The 19,770-nt window shown below is 35.5% G+C and carries 19 protein-coding genes; 5 read left to right on the forward strand and 14 right to left on the reverse strand.

Annotated features, from left to right (window positions below):
• Positions 1 to 30 precede the first annotated feature (30 nt).
• Together pdxS and pdxT are read left to right on the forward strand one after the other, a co-directional pair.
• Positions 31 to 918 (forward strand): pyridoxal 5'-phosphate synthase lyase subunit PdxS, encoded by an 888-nt coding sequence (gene pdxS, locus MKX67_RS11905; RefSeq protein WP_322909365.1) that lies wholly within the window; start codon positions 31 to 33, stop codon positions 916 to 918.
• A 2-nt stretch (positions 919 to 920) separates the two neighbouring features.
• On the forward strand, positions 921 to 1,511 hold the full coding sequence (gene pdxT / locus MKX67_RS11910) for a pyridoxal 5'-phosphate synthase glutaminase subunit PdxT (RefSeq protein ID WP_322909677.1): 591 nt from the start codon (positions 921 to 923) through the stop codon (positions 1,509 to 1,511).
• 1,696 nt (positions 1,512 to 3,207) lie between these two features.
• On the opposite strand, the gene MKX67_RS11915 is transcribed toward pdxT, so the two are convergent.
• From MKX67_RS11915 to MKX67_RS11940, 6 genes are all read right to left on the reverse strand, one after another.
• On the reverse strand, positions 3,208 to 3,666 hold the full coding sequence (locus MKX67_RS11915) for a DinB family protein (RefSeq protein WP_341093618.1): 459 nt from the start codon (positions 3,664 to 3,666) through the stop codon (positions 3,208 to 3,210).
• Positions 3,667 to 3,720: 54 nt separating this feature from the next.
• Entirely contained in the window at positions 3,721 to 3,882 is a 162-nt protein-coding gene (locus MKX67_RS11920) for a lactoylglutathione lyase (RefSeq protein ID WP_342488230.1), read from the reverse strand.
• Between the two features lie 199 nt (positions 3,883 to 4,081).
• A complete protein-coding gene (locus tag MKX67_RS11925; protein ID WP_342488231.1) occupies positions 4,082 to 4,720 on the reverse strand; it encodes an NUDIX domain-containing protein in 639 nt (212 codons plus the stop codon).
• 15 nt (positions 4,721 to 4,735) lie between these two features.
• Positions 4,736 to 5,230, reverse strand: a complete 495-nt coding sequence (locus MKX67_RS11930; protein WP_341093635.1) for an NUDIX domain-containing protein — start codon at positions 5,228 to 5,230, stop codon at positions 4,736 to 4,738.
• 12 nt (positions 5,231 to 5,242) lie between these two features.
• The gene (locus tag MKX67_RS11935; RefSeq protein WP_322909368.1) at positions 5,243 to 6,013 is read right to left on the reverse strand and encodes a hypothetical protein; all 771 of its coding nucleotides are present in this window, start codon (positions 6,011 to 6,013) and stop codon (positions 5,243 to 5,245) included.
• Positions 6,014 to 6,041: 28 nt separating this feature from the next.
• Positions 6,042 to 6,929: a hypothetical protein gene (locus MKX67_RS11940; protein ID WP_340975005.1), complete on the reverse strand. Its 888-nt coding sequence runs from the start codon at positions 6,927 to 6,929 to the stop codon at positions 6,042 to 6,044.
• A gap of 341 nt (positions 6,930 to 7,270) precedes the next feature.
• Here MKX67_RS11940 and MKX67_RS11945 point away from each other — a divergent pair, with 341 nt between their 5' ends.
• Both MKX67_RS11945 and MKX67_RS11950 read left to right on the forward strand, forming a co-directional pair.
• Entirely contained in the window at positions 7,271 to 7,450 is a 180-nt protein-coding gene (locus tag MKX67_RS11945; protein WP_342488232.1) for a hypothetical protein, read from the forward strand.
• A gap of 264 nt (positions 7,451 to 7,714) precedes the next feature.
• The gene (locus MKX67_RS11950; RefSeq protein ID WP_224936505.1) at positions 7,715 to 8,476 is read left to right on the forward strand and encodes a SurA N-terminal domain-containing protein; all 762 of its coding nucleotides are present in this window, start codon (positions 7,715 to 7,717) and stop codon (positions 8,474 to 8,476) included.
• Between the two features lie 450 nt (positions 8,477 to 8,926).
• Here the strand turns inward: MKX67_RS11950 and MKX67_RS11955 are convergent, their stop codons facing one another.
• The 5 genes from MKX67_RS11955 to MKX67_RS11975 all read right to left on the reverse strand — a co-directional run bounded on the left by MKX67_RS11955 (position 8,927) and on the right by MKX67_RS11975 (position 14,774).
• Complete coding sequence (locus MKX67_RS11955) at positions 8,927 to 9,679, reverse strand: alpha/beta hydrolase-fold protein (protein ID WP_342488233.1); 753 nt, start codon at positions 9,677 to 9,679, stop codon at positions 8,927 to 8,929.
• A 298-nt stretch (positions 9,680 to 9,977) separates the two neighbouring features.
• The gene (locus MKX67_RS11960) at positions 9,978 to 12,431 is read right to left on the reverse strand and encodes an ABC transporter permease (protein ID WP_342488234.1); all 2,454 of its coding nucleotides are present in this window, start codon (positions 12,429 to 12,431) and stop codon (positions 9,978 to 9,980) included.
• A complete protein-coding gene (locus tag MKX67_RS11965) occupies positions 12,418 to 13,104 on the reverse strand; it encodes an ABC transporter ATP-binding protein (protein WP_095373246.1) in 687 nt (228 codons plus the stop codon). The genes MKX67_RS11960 and MKX67_RS11965 overlap by 14 nt, the downstream gene beginning before the upstream one ends.
• A gap of 105 nt (positions 13,105 to 13,209) precedes the next feature.
• Complete coding sequence (locus tag MKX67_RS11970; RefSeq protein ID WP_342488235.1) at positions 13,210 to 14,121, reverse strand: HAMP domain-containing sensor histidine kinase; 912 nt, start codon at positions 14,119 to 14,121, stop codon at positions 13,210 to 13,212.
• The gene (locus MKX67_RS11975; RefSeq protein ID WP_322909374.1) at positions 14,109 to 14,774 is read right to left on the reverse strand and encodes a response regulator transcription factor; all 666 of its coding nucleotides are present in this window, start codon (positions 14,772 to 14,774) and stop codon (positions 14,109 to 14,111) included. Before MKX67_RS11975 ends, MKX67_RS11970 begins: the two co-directional genes overlap by 13 nt.
• A gap of 388 nt (positions 14,775 to 15,162) precedes the next feature.
• Here MKX67_RS11975 and MKX67_RS11980 point away from each other — a divergent pair, with 388 nt between their 5' ends.
• The gene (locus MKX67_RS11980) at positions 15,163 to 16,116 is read left to right on the forward strand and encodes a calcium/sodium antiporter (RefSeq protein ID WP_095373243.1); all 954 of its coding nucleotides are present in this window, start codon (positions 15,163 to 15,165) and stop codon (positions 16,114 to 16,116) included.
• Positions 16,117 to 16,193: 77 nt separating this feature from the next.
• Here MKX67_RS11980 and MKX67_RS11985 read toward each other — a convergent pair whose 3' ends face one another.
• From MKX67_RS11985 to MKX67_RS11995, 3 genes are all read right to left on the reverse strand, one after another.
• Positions 16,194 to 16,946: a class I SAM-dependent methyltransferase gene (locus MKX67_RS11985; RefSeq protein WP_341093711.1), complete on the reverse strand. Its 753-nt coding sequence runs from the start codon at positions 16,944 to 16,946 to the stop codon at positions 16,194 to 16,196.
• Positions 16,947 to 17,205: 259 nt separating this feature from the next.
• On the reverse strand, positions 17,206 to 18,258 hold the full coding sequence (locus MKX67_RS11990; RefSeq protein ID WP_095373241.1) for an alcohol dehydrogenase catalytic domain-containing protein: 1,053 nt from the start codon (positions 18,256 to 18,258) through the stop codon (positions 17,206 to 17,208).
• 12 nt (positions 18,259 to 18,270) lie between these two features.
• Positions 18,271 to 19,767 (reverse strand): aldehyde dehydrogenase family protein, encoded by a 1,497-nt coding sequence (locus tag MKX67_RS11995; protein WP_342488236.1) that lies wholly within the window; start codon positions 19,765 to 19,767, stop codon positions 18,271 to 18,273.
• Positions 19,768 to 19,770: the final 3 nt, after the last annotated feature.

Raw genomic sequence — 19,770 nt, forward strand, 5'->3', positions numbered from 1 at the left:
AAATCTGAAAAATGCAATGGAGGAATGAAAATGAGTCAATTAGTAGGTACAGAAACAGTAAAACGCGGGATGGCACAAATGCAAAAAGGCGGTGTCATTATGGATGTCGTCAATGCTGAACAAGCAAAGGTCGCTGAAGCAGCAGGCGCAGTTGCTGTTATGGCATTAGAGCGCGTGCCTTCGGATATTCGTGCAGCTGGAGGAGTCGCTCGCATGGCCGATCCAAGAATTGTAGAAGAAGTGATGCAGGCAGTGTCTATTCCTGTCATGGCCAAAGCTAGAATTGGACATATTGTTGAGGCACGAGTGTTAGAAGCAATGGGTGTTGATTACATAGATGAGAGTGAAGTATTAACCCCTGCAGATGAAGAGTACCATATTTTAAAAAGTGAGTTTACGGTTCCATTTGTGTGTGGATGTCGTGATTTAGGTGAAGCAGCAAGAAGAATTGGTGAAGGTGCATCCATGTTAAGAACGAAAGGTGAACCGGGCACAGGTAATATTGTTGAAGCAGTAAGACATATGAGAAAAGTTCAAGCACAAATTCGGAAAATCACTTTAATGAATGATGATGAACTCATGACAGAAGCTAAACTCTTAGGTGCACCATATGATATCCTTCGTGAAATTAAGAAAAATGGCAAATTACCAGTAGTAAACTTTGCTGCTGGAGGGATTGCAACACCAGCAGACGCTGCTCTTATGATGGAACTTGGTTCTGACGGTGTCTTTGTAGGATCGGGTATTTTCAAATCTGAAAATCCAGAAAAGTTTGCTCATAGCATTGTGCAAGCAACAACGCATTATAAAGACTACGATTTAATCGGGAAGCTTTCGCAAGAACTCGGTGCTGCTATGAAAGGATTAGATATTTCTAAATTATCCTTAGAAGAAAGAATGCAGGAGCGTGGTTGGTAATGTTGAAAATTGGCGTACTCGCCTTGCAAGGAGCCGTTTCTGAGCACATAAAACAAATCGAGTCAGCCGGGCAAGCCGCTGTAGCCGTAAAAAAAGCAAGTGAACTATCATCACTTGATGCTTTAATTATTCCTGGTGGAGAAAGTACGGCAATAAGAAAACTAATTGATTATTATGAATTCAAAGCACCAATTCAGCAGTTTTCAGCAGAAAAGAAACCAATTTTTGGCACTTGTGCGGGTTTAGTATTACTAGCTAATGAGTTAGCCGATGGTAGTGAAGCGCATTTACGGTTAATGGATATAAGTGTAAAGCGAAATGCCTTCGGTCGACAAAAAGACAGTTTTGAAACAATGTTACAAGTAAAGGGCTTCACAGACAATGTTCCAGCAGTATTCATTAGAGCGCCCATTATTACAGAAGTAACAGAGCATGTGGAAGTGTTAGCTACATATGATAACCAAATTGTAGCTGCCAAACAAGATCATCTACTTGTTACCTCCTTCCACCCTGAACTGACAGAGGATAATCGTTGGATGAAATTATTTATCGAGATGGTAAAACAAGCACATCAAAAGGCTACCATTCATTAATCAAAAAAAGAGCCTTGCTACAGATAATTTAAAAAGAAATGCCCGGAAAAGTGCTGTTTTCTAATAGGGATTTTTCCGGGTTCTCTATGTATTTATTTACTCTCCTTTTCCTAACCTGCAAATCTATTTCTAATCGTGAGAAATTATCAATGGCAAGATGCCGAAACACACTTGCTTACTTCGGTAAAAATACGCTCCTTTCTTCGAGCCCAATTGTTTAGAAGAATAAAAAGTTCTTTTTACATATTTTGCAATAAATGCCTTTGGCTTTAATATCTTAACTTTATTAGCAATTCGGGACAAATTTACTTTAGTAAGGGACTACTAAACGCTACACTATATATGAAGTTATATAATAAATAGGGATCTATCTACAGAATTAAACCAAACCATGCTGCATTGTTTGATTGTAAAATGGTTTACACATTTACTTGCTTTTAATCATTGCAGCAGAAAAAAAATTTAAATTATGATTGAGATAATATAAAGTTGTATAAATGTATGAAAAATCCTAATTACCATATTTCTACTTAGTCTAATCTTTCATTCCGTAAAAAAGAAGCGGAATGACCGCCACTTTATGGTAGTTTTTTTCTGTTAATACCCCTTTAATGAAACCTTTTCTACAATTGTTTCGTAATATTTATGAATGGTGTGTTACTGTTAAAACGTAGATTTCTCAACGGCTTTGCGGAAAATTAGTAAACAATCAGGGCGTTTTCCAAAAAGGAGGGTTACTGAATGGCTTATATTGGAGTGGCATTTGCTTTAGCCGTAGCTATTTGGATAGGTTGGAAAGAAGACAAAAAGAAAAAGGTTGAATAAAAATGATAAAAAAACGGGTGCTTAACAATTAATAGAAATTTTCATTTGTATATAGTGAAAATCACCCCAACCGACTGTTAGTTGATTAACCACCTTAAGGTGGCTTTTTTTTAAAAAAAAAGCAGTAAAAGGGGGAGGTGACGAAGGTTTTATTCATGTTTTCATTCATTCTTTAAAAAGAACGAATCGTGCCTTATCACTGTTTCTTAACATGAATAATATACTAGGCCAACAAAAACGCAAAGAAATAGCCAGATTCCACATGGGTTCTGGCTTTTGGTAACTAACTGCCAATATTGAGGCGTTAAGTCTACTAAAATGTATGAGCTTTGTATATATATTTATCAAGTTGGAATTCTAATTTAAGGTAGGTTATTTGCTTTAGAGTTGCTGTTCTGTTCGCTTTACTTCTCTTTTTTATCTTCTTCTAACGCTTTCCCCTTTTTTTGAATCAATAAAATGATAATAGTGAAGATAATTATAAAAAATACAATACCGATGTTCGAAAATGAGATACCCTCTAATCTATTATCCAACCATAAAATATAAGCTGAAAATAAAATATCGTTAATGAAGGTGCCTATTAAATGAAAGAACTCGGTGCTTTTGAATTTCTATACGAATATCATATAGAAATGAGATTCATTCATAAGGGAATAACCATAAAAAAATACATACGGAACTTTTGAACTTTTAAATGGGTTAGCGACTACCTATTAAAAGTCTCTTAAATCATTATTTCAATTAGAGTAAAAACCAGCTAATCCCTAGACAGTACATTAGCTGGTTTTTGTTATAAATGCATAGATGTAAAAAGAGCACACTCCTTCCTCCGAAAATGCGCCCTATTCTCGAATAAAAACTAAATTTATCAATCGTTATTTTTAATTAAAATTTGATTGTGAATATGGTGTTCCATATGCGAAAGATAATCTTGAATAAGCCACTCGAGTGTCTTATGTTGATTATTGCCTATGTCACAAAGTTTAGATAAGCTTTCGCTAGGAACATTTTTAACAATATTGAGAATTTGCTTATTTAATGTCTGAAAAAGGTTTATTATTTCACCAAGCGGTCTATCTTGATAATTCTGAAGCTTTACCCATTGATCTTGATTATATGATTGAATAACATACATTTGTTCTTCATACTGAATTTTTATAAACCTCTCAATATTATTTATTGCAGAGTCACATAAATGTCCTAAAATTTCTTTTTTTGACCATTTATTTGGTAATGGTCGATTAGAAATTTCTAATTCTGACATAGAATTGTACTCATCTGGTAATGTTTTTATCCAATGATTGATCCCCTCAACTACCTTTTGCATATTTCTCTTCCCCCTAAAATTTTTATAAGACGAATATTCAACTGTACTGGAGGTCTATCCTTTTGAAGTTAGCCGTATATAATATCCATCTGGGTCAATGACTCTAAAATCAGTTGCCCCCCAACTTTGGTGTTTAATAGGAGATTCTATGACTCCTAGTGCGACTTTTGTGATTTGCTCGTAATGATCATTGACGTCATCCACACCTAGAATCAACTAAACGCCCACTCCCTTATTTGCTAAATTCCTTTTTCTGAAGTAATGGTCCTCGTCTAGAATGGATTCTCCTGTGAGTAAGAGAAAAGTATCCTCATTCTTAAACAAGGCACTATTCTCCCCTTGTTTCATAATATTTCCTTATAAAACTGAATCGACTGCTGCAAGTCTATTACAAATAATTCAATTTTAAAAGCCATCAAATACCTCCTTTATTTACTAGCAATGGTTGAATCAATCTGATGACATCTTGATAAAATGAAGGAGAATGCGGAACAAAGTGTGCTTGAGTGATATTAGTGTTCAGCTCATCACTTTGCCTAGGATCTAAGATAGATCGGTCTATAATAGGAATCGTATCTTGTTCCCCCACCCATAATCGGCAAAAATCAGTCCATTTCACTTTAACCAAACCGGCTACTTCTTCCTCTTGAAGAGAAAATTGATCCCAGTTGAATAATCCACGATATAAAAAAACATGTGCATGCTCTCTATCTTTCATCTTTTCGGTTTCTATGGCATAGCGAAGCATACCAACAGAGGAAAGTTGTTTTATAGAGACATCGATGCCTAGCTCTTCCTCTACTTCCCTAACTCCATCCTCAATTGTTTCATCCGCTAATAAATGCCCTGCAGCAGTAATATCTAGCAAATTAGGATAATCTTTCTTTTGCGCACTTCTGACTTGTAAAATGAGGTAGTCTGTTTCTCCTTCCTGACTTAGTAGCCAACAATGAAAGACCTCATGCCAATAGCCATTGTCGTGCGCGTCGTCTCTTGTTGCTATACCAATTTCGTTATAATGTTCATCAAAGATTTTCAAGAATTCTTTAGTCATGTATGCCGTCCTTTCCTACAACCAATCTTCTAGTACACTCCAAGTAATAGTGGCTTTGCCGTTGTCTGATTTCATTGTGCCGGTATAGATTAATTCATTTTCCAGGTGTTCATTATAATGACTAGCAATGGCTCTCGACGTTTCAGAAACGTTTTCTTTTTGCAGATTTTTCATCCTGACCCAGCACAATTCTCCCTCCTCACCTGAAATAATCGGTACATTATCCTTTAAGTTTGCAAAGAAAACATATTGAACCCTTATCTCATTTTCATCTGCTTTTAATCTATGAACAATATACTTTAACTGTAGTTTATCTAACATAAGTCCAGTCTCTTCCTTCACTTCTCTTATAATCGTACGTTCTGGGTCATTTAGCTCATCTGGCTCCATATGACCACCGATTGGAACGAGTTTCTCTGGAAGAAATGCGTGCGTGGAAGGTTTTTGTAATAATAAAACTTCACCATTTCGATTGGTTAAAAACGCAACGGCCATCTGCCTTAACCTCACCCAGTAATCACCTCACTTCCAATTGACTTTTATTCTCCCCTTTAAATCTGAACCAGTTATGAAAACACGATACTCACCTGTTGTATTTGCTGTAAAATAGATTCGAAAATTGTTCACGTCTTGATCGATTGCCTCTATCATCTGATAAGACACATCTTGATTTTTTTCGTCTAAAATATAATAACCATAGCCACCCTCATTTTCAGGTGAAAATTGAATGGTTATGTAGACTATTTCACCACGAGCAAGTGAAATAGGAATAGGGTGCATACCATTAAAATGAGTAAATTGAGCAGAAAATGAGTTTTCTGACGTTTGTTCATGCCAGTCTTTCTTCTCTGTATAATCTATGGTGGATAAGGCAACTAACACGGGAAGAAGTAGGACAATTACCCATAACTTTTTATGATAGTGTTTCACGATTTTATAGCAAAAGAAAAAGATAACAGCTATAAATGCAGCGAAAACACCTGCGAAAAAGGTAAAAAAGCTGAATCCCGTAAGAGGAAAGAAAGCTATAAAGCCAGCGACTGTATAAAAGATGGCCTGAGCTGACAAGGATAAAGTTAATTTAACCGAAAACCCATCAATAACCACAGCAACGAGTAGAGCATAAATGATGCAATAAAGATAAACCCATGATTGATATGACTGCTTCCATGCGTATAAATCAAAACCAACACTACTTAGAAGGAAAACATTTAGTAGAATAAGTAAGAAAGTGAGTGTAGTTAATAGATTCATTATATATGATAGAATGGATTGGTTTTTATCCGTGTTCATATGTACAACCCCTATGAAGCAAAAGATTTTATTGAAAGATCTGTAATTTCTGCTGATTATTAATGGCAATAATGCCTATCCATTGTTGTTTAGCTACAGCAAAATTCAACTGATCGTCTCCCCAATCCCAAGAAGGGTTCCATACCCCCTCCGTTGTAATTGTTTTATGTAAGTAAACAATATTTTCTTCTACAAGATTGCGATATTGATGATATAGAAGGTCCTCTTTATTATGAATTAAATCTAGTGGCGTTGCGCCATAACTTTTCCCCCATGTATCTGGTAATTTGTTCATCGCTCGCTCTGCTAGTTGATGGATCTTAGCAAGCACTTTTTTGGAATCACCCATTTTGTCCTGTAATAAGTTAGCTGCCTTCTGATAATTATTAATCTCATGAAATCCCATGTCTTCCGCTTGCTGCAGATAGGTTAAGGCTTTTTCAATTACTTGCCATCCCAACTTATTTGCTTCACTCTCCTCGTTCGACCAATGTATCAAATAGGCAGCTAATTCAACTGATGGATTATACATCCACTTAGATTGAACATCTTTTGTATATTGCCAATGAGGGGCATGGGGATAAAGGTTATGTTCTGGTGTTACTGTGAGCCAAAGTTCCGCTTCTCTATTATAAGAAAGTAATAAATAGTTGACGAGATTCCTTACTATCTTTTCATCCTTAGTCGCATTCACTTCTATTAATTGTTGGCACGCTGACCATGTAGCAATAGCCGAAGAATCTGGCAGCCAGAAATCGGGTTCCAATCCATTGCCGAAACCTCCATCTTCGTTTTGGTAGGACGCTAAATACTGAATGACCCTTTCTCGTGACCCTCCATCAAATAGGTATTCCCATCGTGCCAATTCAAGTGGTCGAGCATTACGCTGCATCCAAATCTTCGTTTTTTTATTCATCCTGTCTCCTCCTTAATCTTAGCGTCTTGAATAGAGCTCGTTAGTCAAGATTAGAAAACTGACCACGGCTACTGGCATATCTTGATGAGAGCTGTTTAAACTTTGTTCACCGTTTTCTATTGCCTCTTTTCCTTCTGCCATTGTTTCATCTAAGGAACTAGATGAAGAATCATTATATTCACTAAACGCGTCAGCAATATATCGTGAATAATGAAAGCATCACTAATATTCGATATCATTTTGCGCCTTATCATTCATTCTTTTGCTTAAGCTTCATAGATAGTAGAAACCTTCCATATAATTATAGAAGAATACATTCTAACTTAGGAGGTCTATTAGCAATGAATTTGTTAGGTATGATTACTTTTCTCTTATTAATTTTTGCTGTTGATTATTTTAACTTTGATAGGGATAGAAAAAGATGGGGTTGGTTGAAAGGTGCAAGTCGCGCAAAGAAAGCAATTTGCATATCCTCTATCCTTCTACTTTCTATCATATCTTATCTAGGTTTAAGTATGTGATATTCCCTCTGAAAATTCTTATAATTTTTGTTACTTTTGTAATAAAAGAACAGGCATTTTTTCCTCTTTAATATGAAAAGAATGGCTAATCTCTTGTTTTGCTGGTATCATATGTAAATAGTTAAAATTTTTATTGATTTTTCAATTTGATTACATCTTATAATTGGAGGGTCTATTGGTTTCTTTTTAGCCAAACATACTATATAATGCGCACTAGATGATTTTAATCAAAAAATCATTCTGCTTGCAGGAAGGAGATTGATTATGAAGAAATGGACAGTTTTATTAATGACAAGTTTGATGGTGCTTTTCTTAGCCGCTTGTGGAGGAGACGAAGAAGCAAAAGATGCTGAGAAGAAGGACGAAGGGCAAAACACTGAATTATCTGCTGAAGATAAGAAAAAACAAGAAGAAATGCAGAAGAAATTAGACGAACAAATGGTTGAGGATGATTCAACTGTTGCTGTAGTGAATGATGAAAAAATCTTAGGTGTTGATTATAATTTGACACTTACTACACTACAAGGGCAAATGCAACAAATGGGTCAAGACCCAACTACTAAAGAAACATCTGAACAAATGAAGACTCAAGTAATTGATAGCCTTGTTGGACAAGCACTTATCCTTCAAGAAGCAGATAAAAAAGGGATTAAAGCTTCTGAAGAAGATATCAATGAACAATTTGAGCAGACAAAAGGTCAGTTTGAAGATGAAAAAGCCTTTGCAGCTGCTCTAGAACAATCTAAATTAGATGAAAAAGAATTAAAAGCACAAATCGCTGATAGCATTCAATTCAACCAATACGTTGAAAAAGAAGTACCTACTGGTGAAGTATCAGAAGATGAAATCAAAAAAGCGTATGAAGAAGTAAAAACACAAAGTGAAGGTGCCGATCAAGAAGTGCCAAAACTTGAAGATGTAAAAGAACAAATTAAAGCATCTATCCAACAGCAAAAACAACAAGAAGTACTTGCTCAACATGTTGATGACTTGAAAGAAAAAGGGAAAGTTGATATTAAGATTTAATACTTGATTCTATCCCATTTGAACTGCATCCCCATCTGTTAGACATGATCTAACAGAGGAGGTGCATTTTTATTTTAAATAAGTAAATTGATGAGTTAATGAAAATGTAGTTTTCGAATGGTAAAGCCATAAGCGTCTAATAAAATGTTTATATTGGACCAAAATAGCTATACATTAGAGTAAAGAGAAACGGAAATGAGAGGTAATTCCTAATACGGTTTGGTTATGAGTGCTTTGATCCTTTTTTTAAGTTCTATCGAAACATAGGTAAGTTTACAAACTATAAAACCCCTCATTTTGATATAACCTACACACAAAGATTTGTAAAAACTTAGTTCACCTATTTGTTGTTTTTATAACACACTAGTATTCACTTACAATATGTCCGAAAACAACTTTTGATTAAATGCTGTCTAATACTACACTTCGTAATTTCAATCAAATTACAATTTATCCTTTTTTAGAAAACCAATTTATTAATATCTTACTTACACGATGCCTAAAATGTGAATAATCATGTTTGGCACCATTGATAATGGTTAATTCTGTCTGAAATGCCTTCGCAACTTCATCGTTAGAGTGGATAAAAGCGTGATTGACCTTATTATCATCACTTTCTAAACTACCACAATCTATATAAATTTTATTCACATGTGAAATATCTGAATTTCTAATTAAATCTTCTATTTTTTCTTGATTTCGATAAAATGAGGAAGAGAAAACTGCCATACTCTTATAGATAGTCGGATAAGCACAAACTGCATAAGCTGATATAAGTCCACCTAAAGAGATACCTGCTATAGCTGTATTATCAGGGTTTGTACGATAATGTTTATCTATAAATGACTTCAGTTCATTTGTTACAAAATCAATATATCTTTGTCCATCTGGTTGGCAACTGTCATCAATATGAAATTGCTGACTATACTCACCCCTTTGCCACGGACTATAGTCTTCTATTCTTTGTGTTTGGATACTATCAATCCCGACAACAATCATTTGACAATCGTGGTCATCAAACGCCTTTTCGAAAGATAAAGAAACGCCCCCAATCGCATCCTCATCTCGAAAGATATTCTGTCCATCATGCATGTAAAGCACTGGTAACCGTTTATTTGTATTGAGGTAATTTTTGGGTGTATACATACGAATCGTTCTTGTTTGATTCAGAATTGTTGATTGAAATGAAAAAACTTTATACAATTCTGATTGCACCTCCCTTTATATTTTGAAAGAAGATACATAATAGCAGTATTCTAGAAGCAAAAAATCGAGCTTTACTTGGCTAAAAGCTCGATTTTTTACTTGTTATAATTTTATTCGATATTTCTTGCTCTTTTTCCTATTACTTTTATTAATAGTAGTTTCTTATCTTTCCTTAACATAATTTGATTGTTTCACCTGTAGATTCTATAATTACTACAGTTTTACTATCATCGAGATTCCTGTGCATCAATTTTTCTTGCATTAAGGAATTTGATTCTTATTATCATATCCTCGTTTAATACATATTCTCCTGCAATCGCTCAGTAATTGATTGTTTTGTCATTTTTTTGTAGGTTAGCAATGGAACTGTCACACAAATAATGACTACGACTAATGACACAAGTACCATTGGGGTGACTGGGAACTGATAGACTGCATATTTTGAGACTGAATTAAATAAAGTGAATAATCCATAAGCTATTCCATTTCCTAATGTCCATACTAATCCCAAGGAAATCATAGCATAATATGCGCCTTCAATCGCAACCATCTTATTCACTTGCTTCCTTGTCATGCCAATACTTTCTAATACAGATAACTCTTGTTTTCGGTTGATTATTCCGGTAAACATGATATTAATAAAGTTCACAATGCCTATTAAGGCAAGTAGAACAGAAAACCCACCACCAATAAGTGAGATTGCAATTTTTGATAGCTGCAGATTATCACGTAGGGCTTCTTTTGTTTCGATTTGGAAATCACCGTATTTCTCAGATATCTGTTGGATTTGTTGATGGACTTCCTTGTCTTTTCCTTTTTCGACGGACACATAGACCGACCCGATCACTGGTTGAACTTTACCATTGAAGGTATTCATAAATTTTTCCGGTACTATTAAGGTCGGTGCCCAGTGATTAATTCCGGATGATCTTAGAGAGATTGGTAGGTAGCCTCCAAAATTAACTTTATATTCTTTACCCGAGATTGGATGAGTGATATCAAAATGACTTGGAAGCTCGTAGGTTCCCTCCAGTGATTGACTTAAATAGACCGTATTTGACTTGGGTAAATCTATATTGCTATTTATTTCACTGGTCTGAATACTAAATAAACATTCGAAATCCTCACTTTCTAAGCTAATCATTTCACCCTCAAATCGCTTTGCCAGATCTGCTTTTGAAATACTATCCTTAGCCCAATTATAATAAGATGAAAATTCATCCGAAAATTCTGCTTTATATTTAGATTCGTACTGCGGCATAACAGCAGTAACTCCAGGAACTGCTTTAACTTCATTGATTAGTTTGCTCGATAAATTGTAAATTGGTTCAAATTCCCCATCATCACCAACCATATAGCTATTGCGCATTTCAATATCGCTTACCATAGTTCTGGACACATAATTCTCAATATCCAAGCTTTCAACAACTGTAAAAACCGATAAAAATGTTGTTAAACCAAAGAATAAGGACATAAAAACTACAGTGGTCCTTTTACCATGTCGGAAAATGTTTCTCCATGCCATTTTCCCTATTTTTCCACCATGGGTTGTTAACTTCGTTTTTTTATTTTGAATTTTTATATCTGTATAACGAGTTGCTTCTACTGGTGATATCTTCCCAACCTTTCGGGCTGGTTTCCATACACTAATAAGAACAGTCATAAATGCGAAGAAACTACTTAATATAATGAGTACTAACTGTACTTGCCAATATCTAAAGAAATTGGGTAGGCCGCCATATAAAGCAAAACCAAAAGCTAAAGCGATAGCTATGGCACTACCAATTGGAATACCAATGACAGAAAGGCTCAATGCTTGTCCTCTAATAATTTGTTGAAGCTGTTTAGCAGTAGTTCCAATTGTTTTCAAAAGTCCATATGACCGAATATCGTGTGAAATCGATAGATAAAAGATATTATAAATAAGTAAGTATCCACTAAACATAATAAGGAGGATAACTACTCCAATACCTACAAGCATCAACATTTGATCACTTGATCCAGATAAATTAAAGTATGTTGCAAATGCTTGAGAATCAAGTGTTTTTATTTGCTGTTCTAACCGTTCTATTTCATCTTCTGCGGTTATTCCTCTTTTAAACTGAACATCTGCATACCCGTTATTTTCTATGGTGTGATTTGTACTTTCTAAGTAGGCTTTTGAAACAAACCCAATACTGGTTAAAGGATTATTTGAAGCTAGTGGATCAGTAAACCACCCTGTAAGAATAAATTCCTGCATAACCTGATTCCCGTGCTCATCAGAAATCGGTAATTCAATTTTCAATCCCTTTTTCGGTGTTGAACCAGTTAAATGGTTAACTGCTTCAACCGAGAGCATGATTTCATTTTGCTTTTTCGGGTATTCTCCCTTTATTGGATATAATGCATCTTGCTTCATTTGAAATGCTTCTTTTGATAAGTAACTTAATTCAATACGATCATCATCCATTTCACTACTTGCAACTTGTGTAATTTGACCTATTCGTTCAACTGAAGATGATTTATCTAAAGTAGATAACTGTAATTCTGTCGGATTGGTTAAATATGCATCAGCTGCTGTTCCCGCAGATTGAATCCAATTTACTTCATTGAACCGATAAGCATTCATGCCAAAAAGGATCAAGGCACTCAGCATAAAACTTGTTAAAATAATCGCCAGTAATGCTACTTTATTTCTAGACTTATTTTCTTTCAGTAAACGTTTAGATAATGTATGAATGACCTTTCGATTATTAACCTTTAGCATAACCCATACCACCTACGATCTGACCATCCTCTATTCGTATGGTGCGATCCGCCATTTGTGCGATTTCTTCGTTATGTGTAATCATAATAATTGTCTGCTTAAAACGATCACTTGTTACTTTTAATAAGCCAATCACATCTAAGCTCGTTTTACTATCTAAGTTTCCTGTAGGCTCATCTGCAAGTATTATTGAGGGTTTTGTTGCCAGTGCTCTTGCTATAGCAACACGCTGCTGTTGTCCTCCTGAAAGTTGATGAGGAAGATTGTATACTTTATCCTTCAACCCTAATAATGTAATAATCTCCTGAACATATTCCTCATCGACCTGATTACCATCTAATTCTATTGGCAAAACAATATTTTCATATACATTTAGGACGGGGATTAAATTAAATTGTTGAAAAATAAAACCGATTTTACGTCTGCGAAAAATAGTTAATTCATCAGGACTTAAGGCAAATAAAGATTGACCATCAACGATTACCTCACCTGAATCTGGAAAATCCAAACCACCAAGCATATGGAGTAAAGTGGATTTCCCACTACCTGATGTCCCGATTATCGTTACAAATTCTCCATGCTCAATTTCTAAGGTAACATGATCTAATGCTTTTACAATATTCGTTCCACTACCATAGAGTTTTTTTAAAGCGTTTGCTGTAACTATGTTCAAATGTCTCTCCTCCAAAATACTTGTTTGTTAACAATGTGATTGTAAAAATTAAATCTTTCTATGTTCTTTCTGAAATCTGTCACAATTGAAAGAAATGAAAAGTATTTATGATTTTGGAAGAAAAACTGAAAACAATGATCCTTGATTTTGCTTAGAGGCAACTTTAATATAACCACCTTGGAGCATAATAATTTCTCTTGTCAAAAACAAGCCTATCCCTACACCTTCCATATGATACACCTCTTTAGAACGGTAAAACCGAATAAAAATCTTGTTTATTTCAGATTCTTTTATACCAATGCCTGAGTCCTGGATATCTATCCTACAGAAGCTTTCATATTCAAGTACTTTAATTGTTATTTCTCCTGCTTCTTTCGTATATTTATTAGCATTATCAACAATGTTTAATAATGCCTCTTTTGTCCATTTATAATCAAAACTAGCTTGTTCTAGCCCACATTGAAGATGAATACTTTGTTGCTTCTCGTTAAACATGGGCTGCAAATCTTTAATAATATCTTCTAGTAAAGGTCTCAATAACTGTCGTTTTGGCGTCACATGGATCATACCGGTTTCTAATCGCGAGGTATTTACTAAGGCTTGTACTAAAAAGCTTAATTTTGTCGTTTGATGGTTTAATTGATTAATATAAGTCTTTCCATTCACTGATAAGCCTTCTTCATCTAACAGTTGCCCATAAAGCATAATATTGGATATGGGTGTTTTAGTTTGATGGGCTATATCAGATATTAATGTCTTTATCTCGTCACGTTCTTTTGAAAGCTGTTCTTTAGATGTCCCACTTTCTAAGAGATACTGCCTCATCTTTGATTCTATCGCGGATAATTTTGACTCATCATACGTCGACTCTCTGAATGGTCCGTTCTTAGCTGATTCAATCATCTCAGATAAGCGATTTAACATTCGGCTCATTTTTCGCTCATAATACCATTTCCCAAATAGCCATGTGCTTATAATAGATACAATCATCACCAACAAAACAGCTATTTTTTCCATGAGTAGCCTATCCCGTATACTGTTTCAATTCTATTCTCTACCCCTAACTTATCTCTCAGCCTTTTAATAGCAACCGAAAGAGCATTCTTCTCAACAAATGCTGATTCATCCAACCATACCTTATCTATCAACAGTTCTCGTTGTAGAGTTTGCCCTCTATTGATGATTAATAAGCGCAACAATTTCTGTTCCGTCTTGCTTAATTCTATTGGCAGTGATTGATTCATAAATTGCATTTTTTCAAAGTTGAAATAAAAATTTCCGATTTGATAAATATCTGTATTCTGATGAGATTGTTGTCTACGGAACACCGCTGAAACTCTTGCCCGTAAGATCATTAAACTGAATGGTTTCGTTATATAGTCATCGGCACCAAGTTCTAACCCTCTCACAATATCGACTTCAAGATCATTTGCTGTCAGAAAGATGAAAGGACACAAGTCATTCTTCATCATAGCTTGAATCCATTCAACACCATTTCCATCTGGCAAATTAATATCTACAAGCATCAAATCATATATATCCTTATGTAAAGCAACAGTCGCTTCTTCTAATGTATATACTTGAGTAAATGAATAATTATCTTGTTTCAAACTCAGGGTAATGCCTTGATTCAGTGAAATATCATCCTCTATTACTAAAATTTTTTTCATCCTTACGCTTCCTTCCTAGAGACAATTGACATAAACCTGTCCCCCTTTTATTTATCCTTTCCATACTAGACGTATGTAAAAATGCATTCATCAGTTTTAAGTTAAAGCTACAAGTTAGCACCTCAATCAGGGAAAATCATCTTCTTTACATATTAAGTACTTCTCAGAGTTTGTGCAAACAACATCAGCTATTAACAATTGAACACGCTTCCCTTTATCTTGACCTTTTAGTGCTTGTTTCCCATTGCTTTGAAATTTCATTGATTAATGATAAACGCTTCATTTTTTCAAACATAATTAATATACATCCATAACAAATTCATGGTATAAACAGGTGTAGGAAGAAAATAATAGTAGGTATCCATATATGTAAAAGGGAGCGTGGATGATGACTTATATTTTATTACTTGTTGGATTCGCATTATTGATTAAAGGGGCTGATCTTTTTGTTGACGGTTCTTCCAATATTGCTAGGTTGTTAAGAGTCCCGCCCATTTTAATTGGGTTAACGATTGTGGCATTTGGTACAAGTTCACCTGAGGCTACTGTTAGTATTATTGCGGCACTTGAAGGAAGTGCAGATGTTTCACTAGGGAATGTACTTGGAAGCAATATCTTTAATATCACACTTGTGGTCGGTGTTACAGCCTTTTTATATCCATTGAAAGTACAAAGTGAAACCATAAAAAAAGAAATCCCTTTCACATTACTTGCAAGTGTTACTTTGCTCATTCTTATGAGTGATGTGGCATTACAGGGTTTTGATAGTAATTTACTTACTCGTAGTGATGGTCTTGTCTTTTTATTATTTTTATCTATATTTCTGTACTATGTCATTGAAATTGGTCTAAAAAGTAGGCAGAATAAAGAAAATATAACTACTCCTAAAGACATTACGTGGGGTAAAAATATATTCATTTCGATTTTAGGTCTGGCGGCCATTATTTTTGGTGGGAATTTGGTCGTTAACAATGGGACAGAAATTGCGTACTCCCTCGGTATGAGTGAAACATTAGTAGGGTTAACAATTGTTGCAATAGGGACCTCTCTACCGGAGCTAGTAACTTCAATTACTGCAGCGTTAAAAAAAGAGAGCGAAATCGCTTTGGGTAATATTGTAGGTAGTAATATTTTTAATATTTTATTTGTACTTGGTGCCTCGGCAACCATCTCACCATTAGCCGTAAATGATAAAGTCTTTATTGATGTCATTCTTATGATAATCTTAACGATTGTTCTATTTATATTCTCGCGGACCAGTTTTAAAATCGGCAAAAGAGAAGGGTTCATTCTCGCTGTCGCATACATTATTTATTTGGTTTATATTATTATTCGTAATTAAAAAATGCTATAAAATAATTGAATGTGCATGATAAAAAAAGACTTCCATTTCTAGTTTGAAAGCCTTTTTTGTTTACCCTATATGTTTGGCTTACGACATTTGATAATAAAGCTAGTCGGTAATAGACTAGCTTTATCAGGTGAATACCAGACATTACTATGTCTTTCTTTATCTTCTTCTGTTATACAGACCTCTTCGATTATTTGCTCAATATGAAAGCCAGAAGCAATAAGTAAATTTATATATGTACTTAATTTATATTGTTGCATTGTTGCTGGTTCCTGCCATGCATGATGATTATAAGCACCTTCCTCATGATAGCTTTTAGTCATAACGAGTTGTCCATTTTCGTGGCTCATTCTATTATATAGTGGGTGCTCCCAACTAAAGATAAATAAACCACCATCATTTAAATATTGAAAGACATTGGCCAATGTCTTTCTTAAATCCGTCGACCATCCGATCGCGTATATTGAAAAGACAATATCAAAATACGCACTTGGGATACCAGGATTCTCTTCCATTGGAGACTCAAATAATTGAATCGATGTATTACTTTCTGCTAATAAGTGCTTAGCTGTTTGAATTTGCACATGAGATAAATCAAGCCCCCATAACTCACTAGGAGATTTTCCATCTAAATATTTGATTGAATGACCACTCCCACATCCTAATTCCAATATCCTCTTTCCTTTCACCTCACCGAATAACTGTAAATCTTCTTCTGTAGGTGCGAACGGACCATATTCAGGTAGCGGGTTTCTAGCAAAAAAACGCTCTGCGGCTTTATCCCAACTTTTTTTGTTTTGTACTAACGTTTCATTATTCATACTTTCACCTCTTAAGAACATACATTCGACTATTGAGTAGTGAAACCCTGCAAATTATTTTCGTATTTTAAAAAAAAGCGATATATACATACCATTGTGTATTATTCTTTTAGTCCTTTCCTTTCAGTTCTTTCCACCTAGCAATAGCCACATTCACTCGATGTGCATTTATAATTAACTATTCTAGCATGTTGCAAGATTTAAAATTTTTCTAAAAAAATTGAAAAGAGCATCCTAAAAATTAGGACGCTCCATTACTTTATGCTGTTACAGTGCTTTTATCGAATTCTGTTACAATGTAAGTTCCTGATGTATTAAAATTGCTCATTTCTTCAAAGATTTTTGTTACTTCTGATAAACTGATTTCTGCTGTTACCATCTTACCTGGTGTTATTTTCCCTTGCAATACTAAAGGAAGTAATGAATCAAAACGGTGATTCGGCATCCCTAAAGTTCCGATAAATTGGATTTCTTGCATAACCATTTGATCAATAGGTAAGGCAATCTTTCCGCCTTCAACCTGTGTTGTCACTCCAACTTGCAAGTGACGACCACGTTTAGCTAAACTATTAATCCCATTTAAACATGTATCTGCAATACCAAGGGCATCAATTGATACATTCGCCCCACCACCAGTGATTTCCTTCACTGCATGAACCGGATCTACTTCTTTACTATTAATCACTACATGTGCTCCCATTTGCTTAGCCAACTCTAGATTCTTTGGATTAATATCGACACCAATGACGGTTGCACCAATGGAAGCAGCAATATTAATGGCATTTAAGCCCACTCCTCCACATCCATAGACCACTACCCACTCACCTGGTTCCACTTTTGCTCGATCGACTACTCCATGAAAAGCTGTCATTAAACGACAACCTAATGCAGCACCATCTAGAAAACTAATTTCATCTGCTAAAGGAATAATATTGCGGTCACCCAATGGAACTCCTACATACTCCGCATACCCCCCATTGTAAGTCGAACCCGGAATAAAGGAAGAGTGACAGAGGTTAGAGTGGCCTTGTAGGCAATAAGGACATGTACCATCACTACCAGAGAAAGGAACGATAACGCGGTCTCCTTTTTTATAGTTTTTCACATTTTTACCTACTTCTTCGACAACACCAGTAAATTCATGACCTAATATTTTTTGGGTAATCGGTATATCTCCTGCCCAGTAATGCCAATCACTACGGCAAACGCCATTTGCTTTTACCTTTACAATCACCCCATTCTCATCAATTGTAGGGTCAGCGACCTCTTGAACAATTGCATTTTTTATTCCTTCAATTACTAATGCCTTCATAACATCAGCTCCCTATCCATGGTTAATGGCAACACTTTTTACTTTTGTATAAGCTTCTATACCTGCTAATCCTAATTCCGACCCTATTCCACTTTGCTTAAATCCAGTTAATGGGATATTGTCATCAGTTAAATAATATTCGTTGACCCAAACAGAACCAGCATTTAATGAATCAACCATTTTATGGGTTGTCTCTATATTTGTCGTCCACACACCTGAAGCTAGTCCATATTCTGTAGCATTCGCTCTCTCAACGACTTCCTCGATTGAATCAAAAGGCATAATGCAAAGGACAGGACCAAAAATCTCCTCATAGACAGACTGACATTTTTCATCAAGTCCTTCGATAATTGTTGGTAAATAGAAGTTTCCTTGTTGAAGATCTGGACTATCAGGTCGTTTCCCCCCGGTGAGAATGGTAGCTCCATCTTTTTTGGCAAGTTCAACATATTTTTCTACAGTGGTTATTTGGTTTTTCGAAATGAGTGGCCCCATTTGAGCATTTGGATCAAGAGGATCACCTAAAACAAAGCTTTCTGCTATTTCAACAAGCTTCTCCTTGACCGTATCGTAAACAGAACGTTCAATATATAGTCGTGAGCCTGCCGCACACACTTGCCCTGTATTCATGAGGATCGCTTTTATAGCGCCAGGAATCGCTTTGTTTAAATCCGCATCTGCAAAGATTATGTTTGGCGATTTGCCCCCTAGTTCGAGCGTGATTTTCTTTAAAGATTTCGAGGCTTTTTCCATAATTCGTCTTCCCACACTAGTTGAGCCTGTGAAACCGATTTTATCGATATCAGGGTGTGATGTAATCGCTTCCCCGAGCTTACCTCCTGCACCTGTAACAATATTAACCACCCCAGGGGGAAAACCAGCATCTTCTATTAATTTACCAATATATAAAGTAGATAAAGATGTTTGTTGTGAAGGTTTTATCACAACAGTATTCCCGGCTGCTATTGGAGCAGCAATCTTCCAACATGCAACTAAAGCAGGGAAGTTCCATGAGGTGATCTGACCACAAACACCAAGGGGTTCACGTTTAGTAAATGCATGGATATTTCCACCACTAGTTAGTTCGAGAGTATTGCCATAAAGCTTTGTTGCCCAACCAGCATAGTAACGAACATGATGTACTGCATTCTCTGCAAAGCCACCTGCAACTGCAAGTGTACCACCATAATCAAGGGCATCCAGTTGCGTAATAACTTCTAAATTTTCTTCTAATAAATCCGCTAGCTTATTTAATAATCTAGCTCTCTCTCTTGGAGCTGTATTTTTCCAGCTACCTTCAAAAGCTCGTCTGGCAGCCTTTACTGCTACATCGAGATCTTCCTCATCCCCTTCATAGATTTTTGCCAGAATTTCATTCGTTGTTGGGTTAATAGATTCATACACTTTCCCCTTAATTGCCGGAACCCATTTGCCATTTAAGAACATTTCCTTTGTTCCACTTAAAAACGCTTGAACGATCGGATTAATTTCTAACGTAGTATTGGCCATGCT

The sequence above is a fragment of the Cytobacillus sp. FSL W7-1323 genome, assembly GCF_038595015.1.
GTDB lineage: Bacteria > Bacillota > Bacilli > Bacillales > Cytobacillaceae > Cytobacillus > Cytobacillus kochii.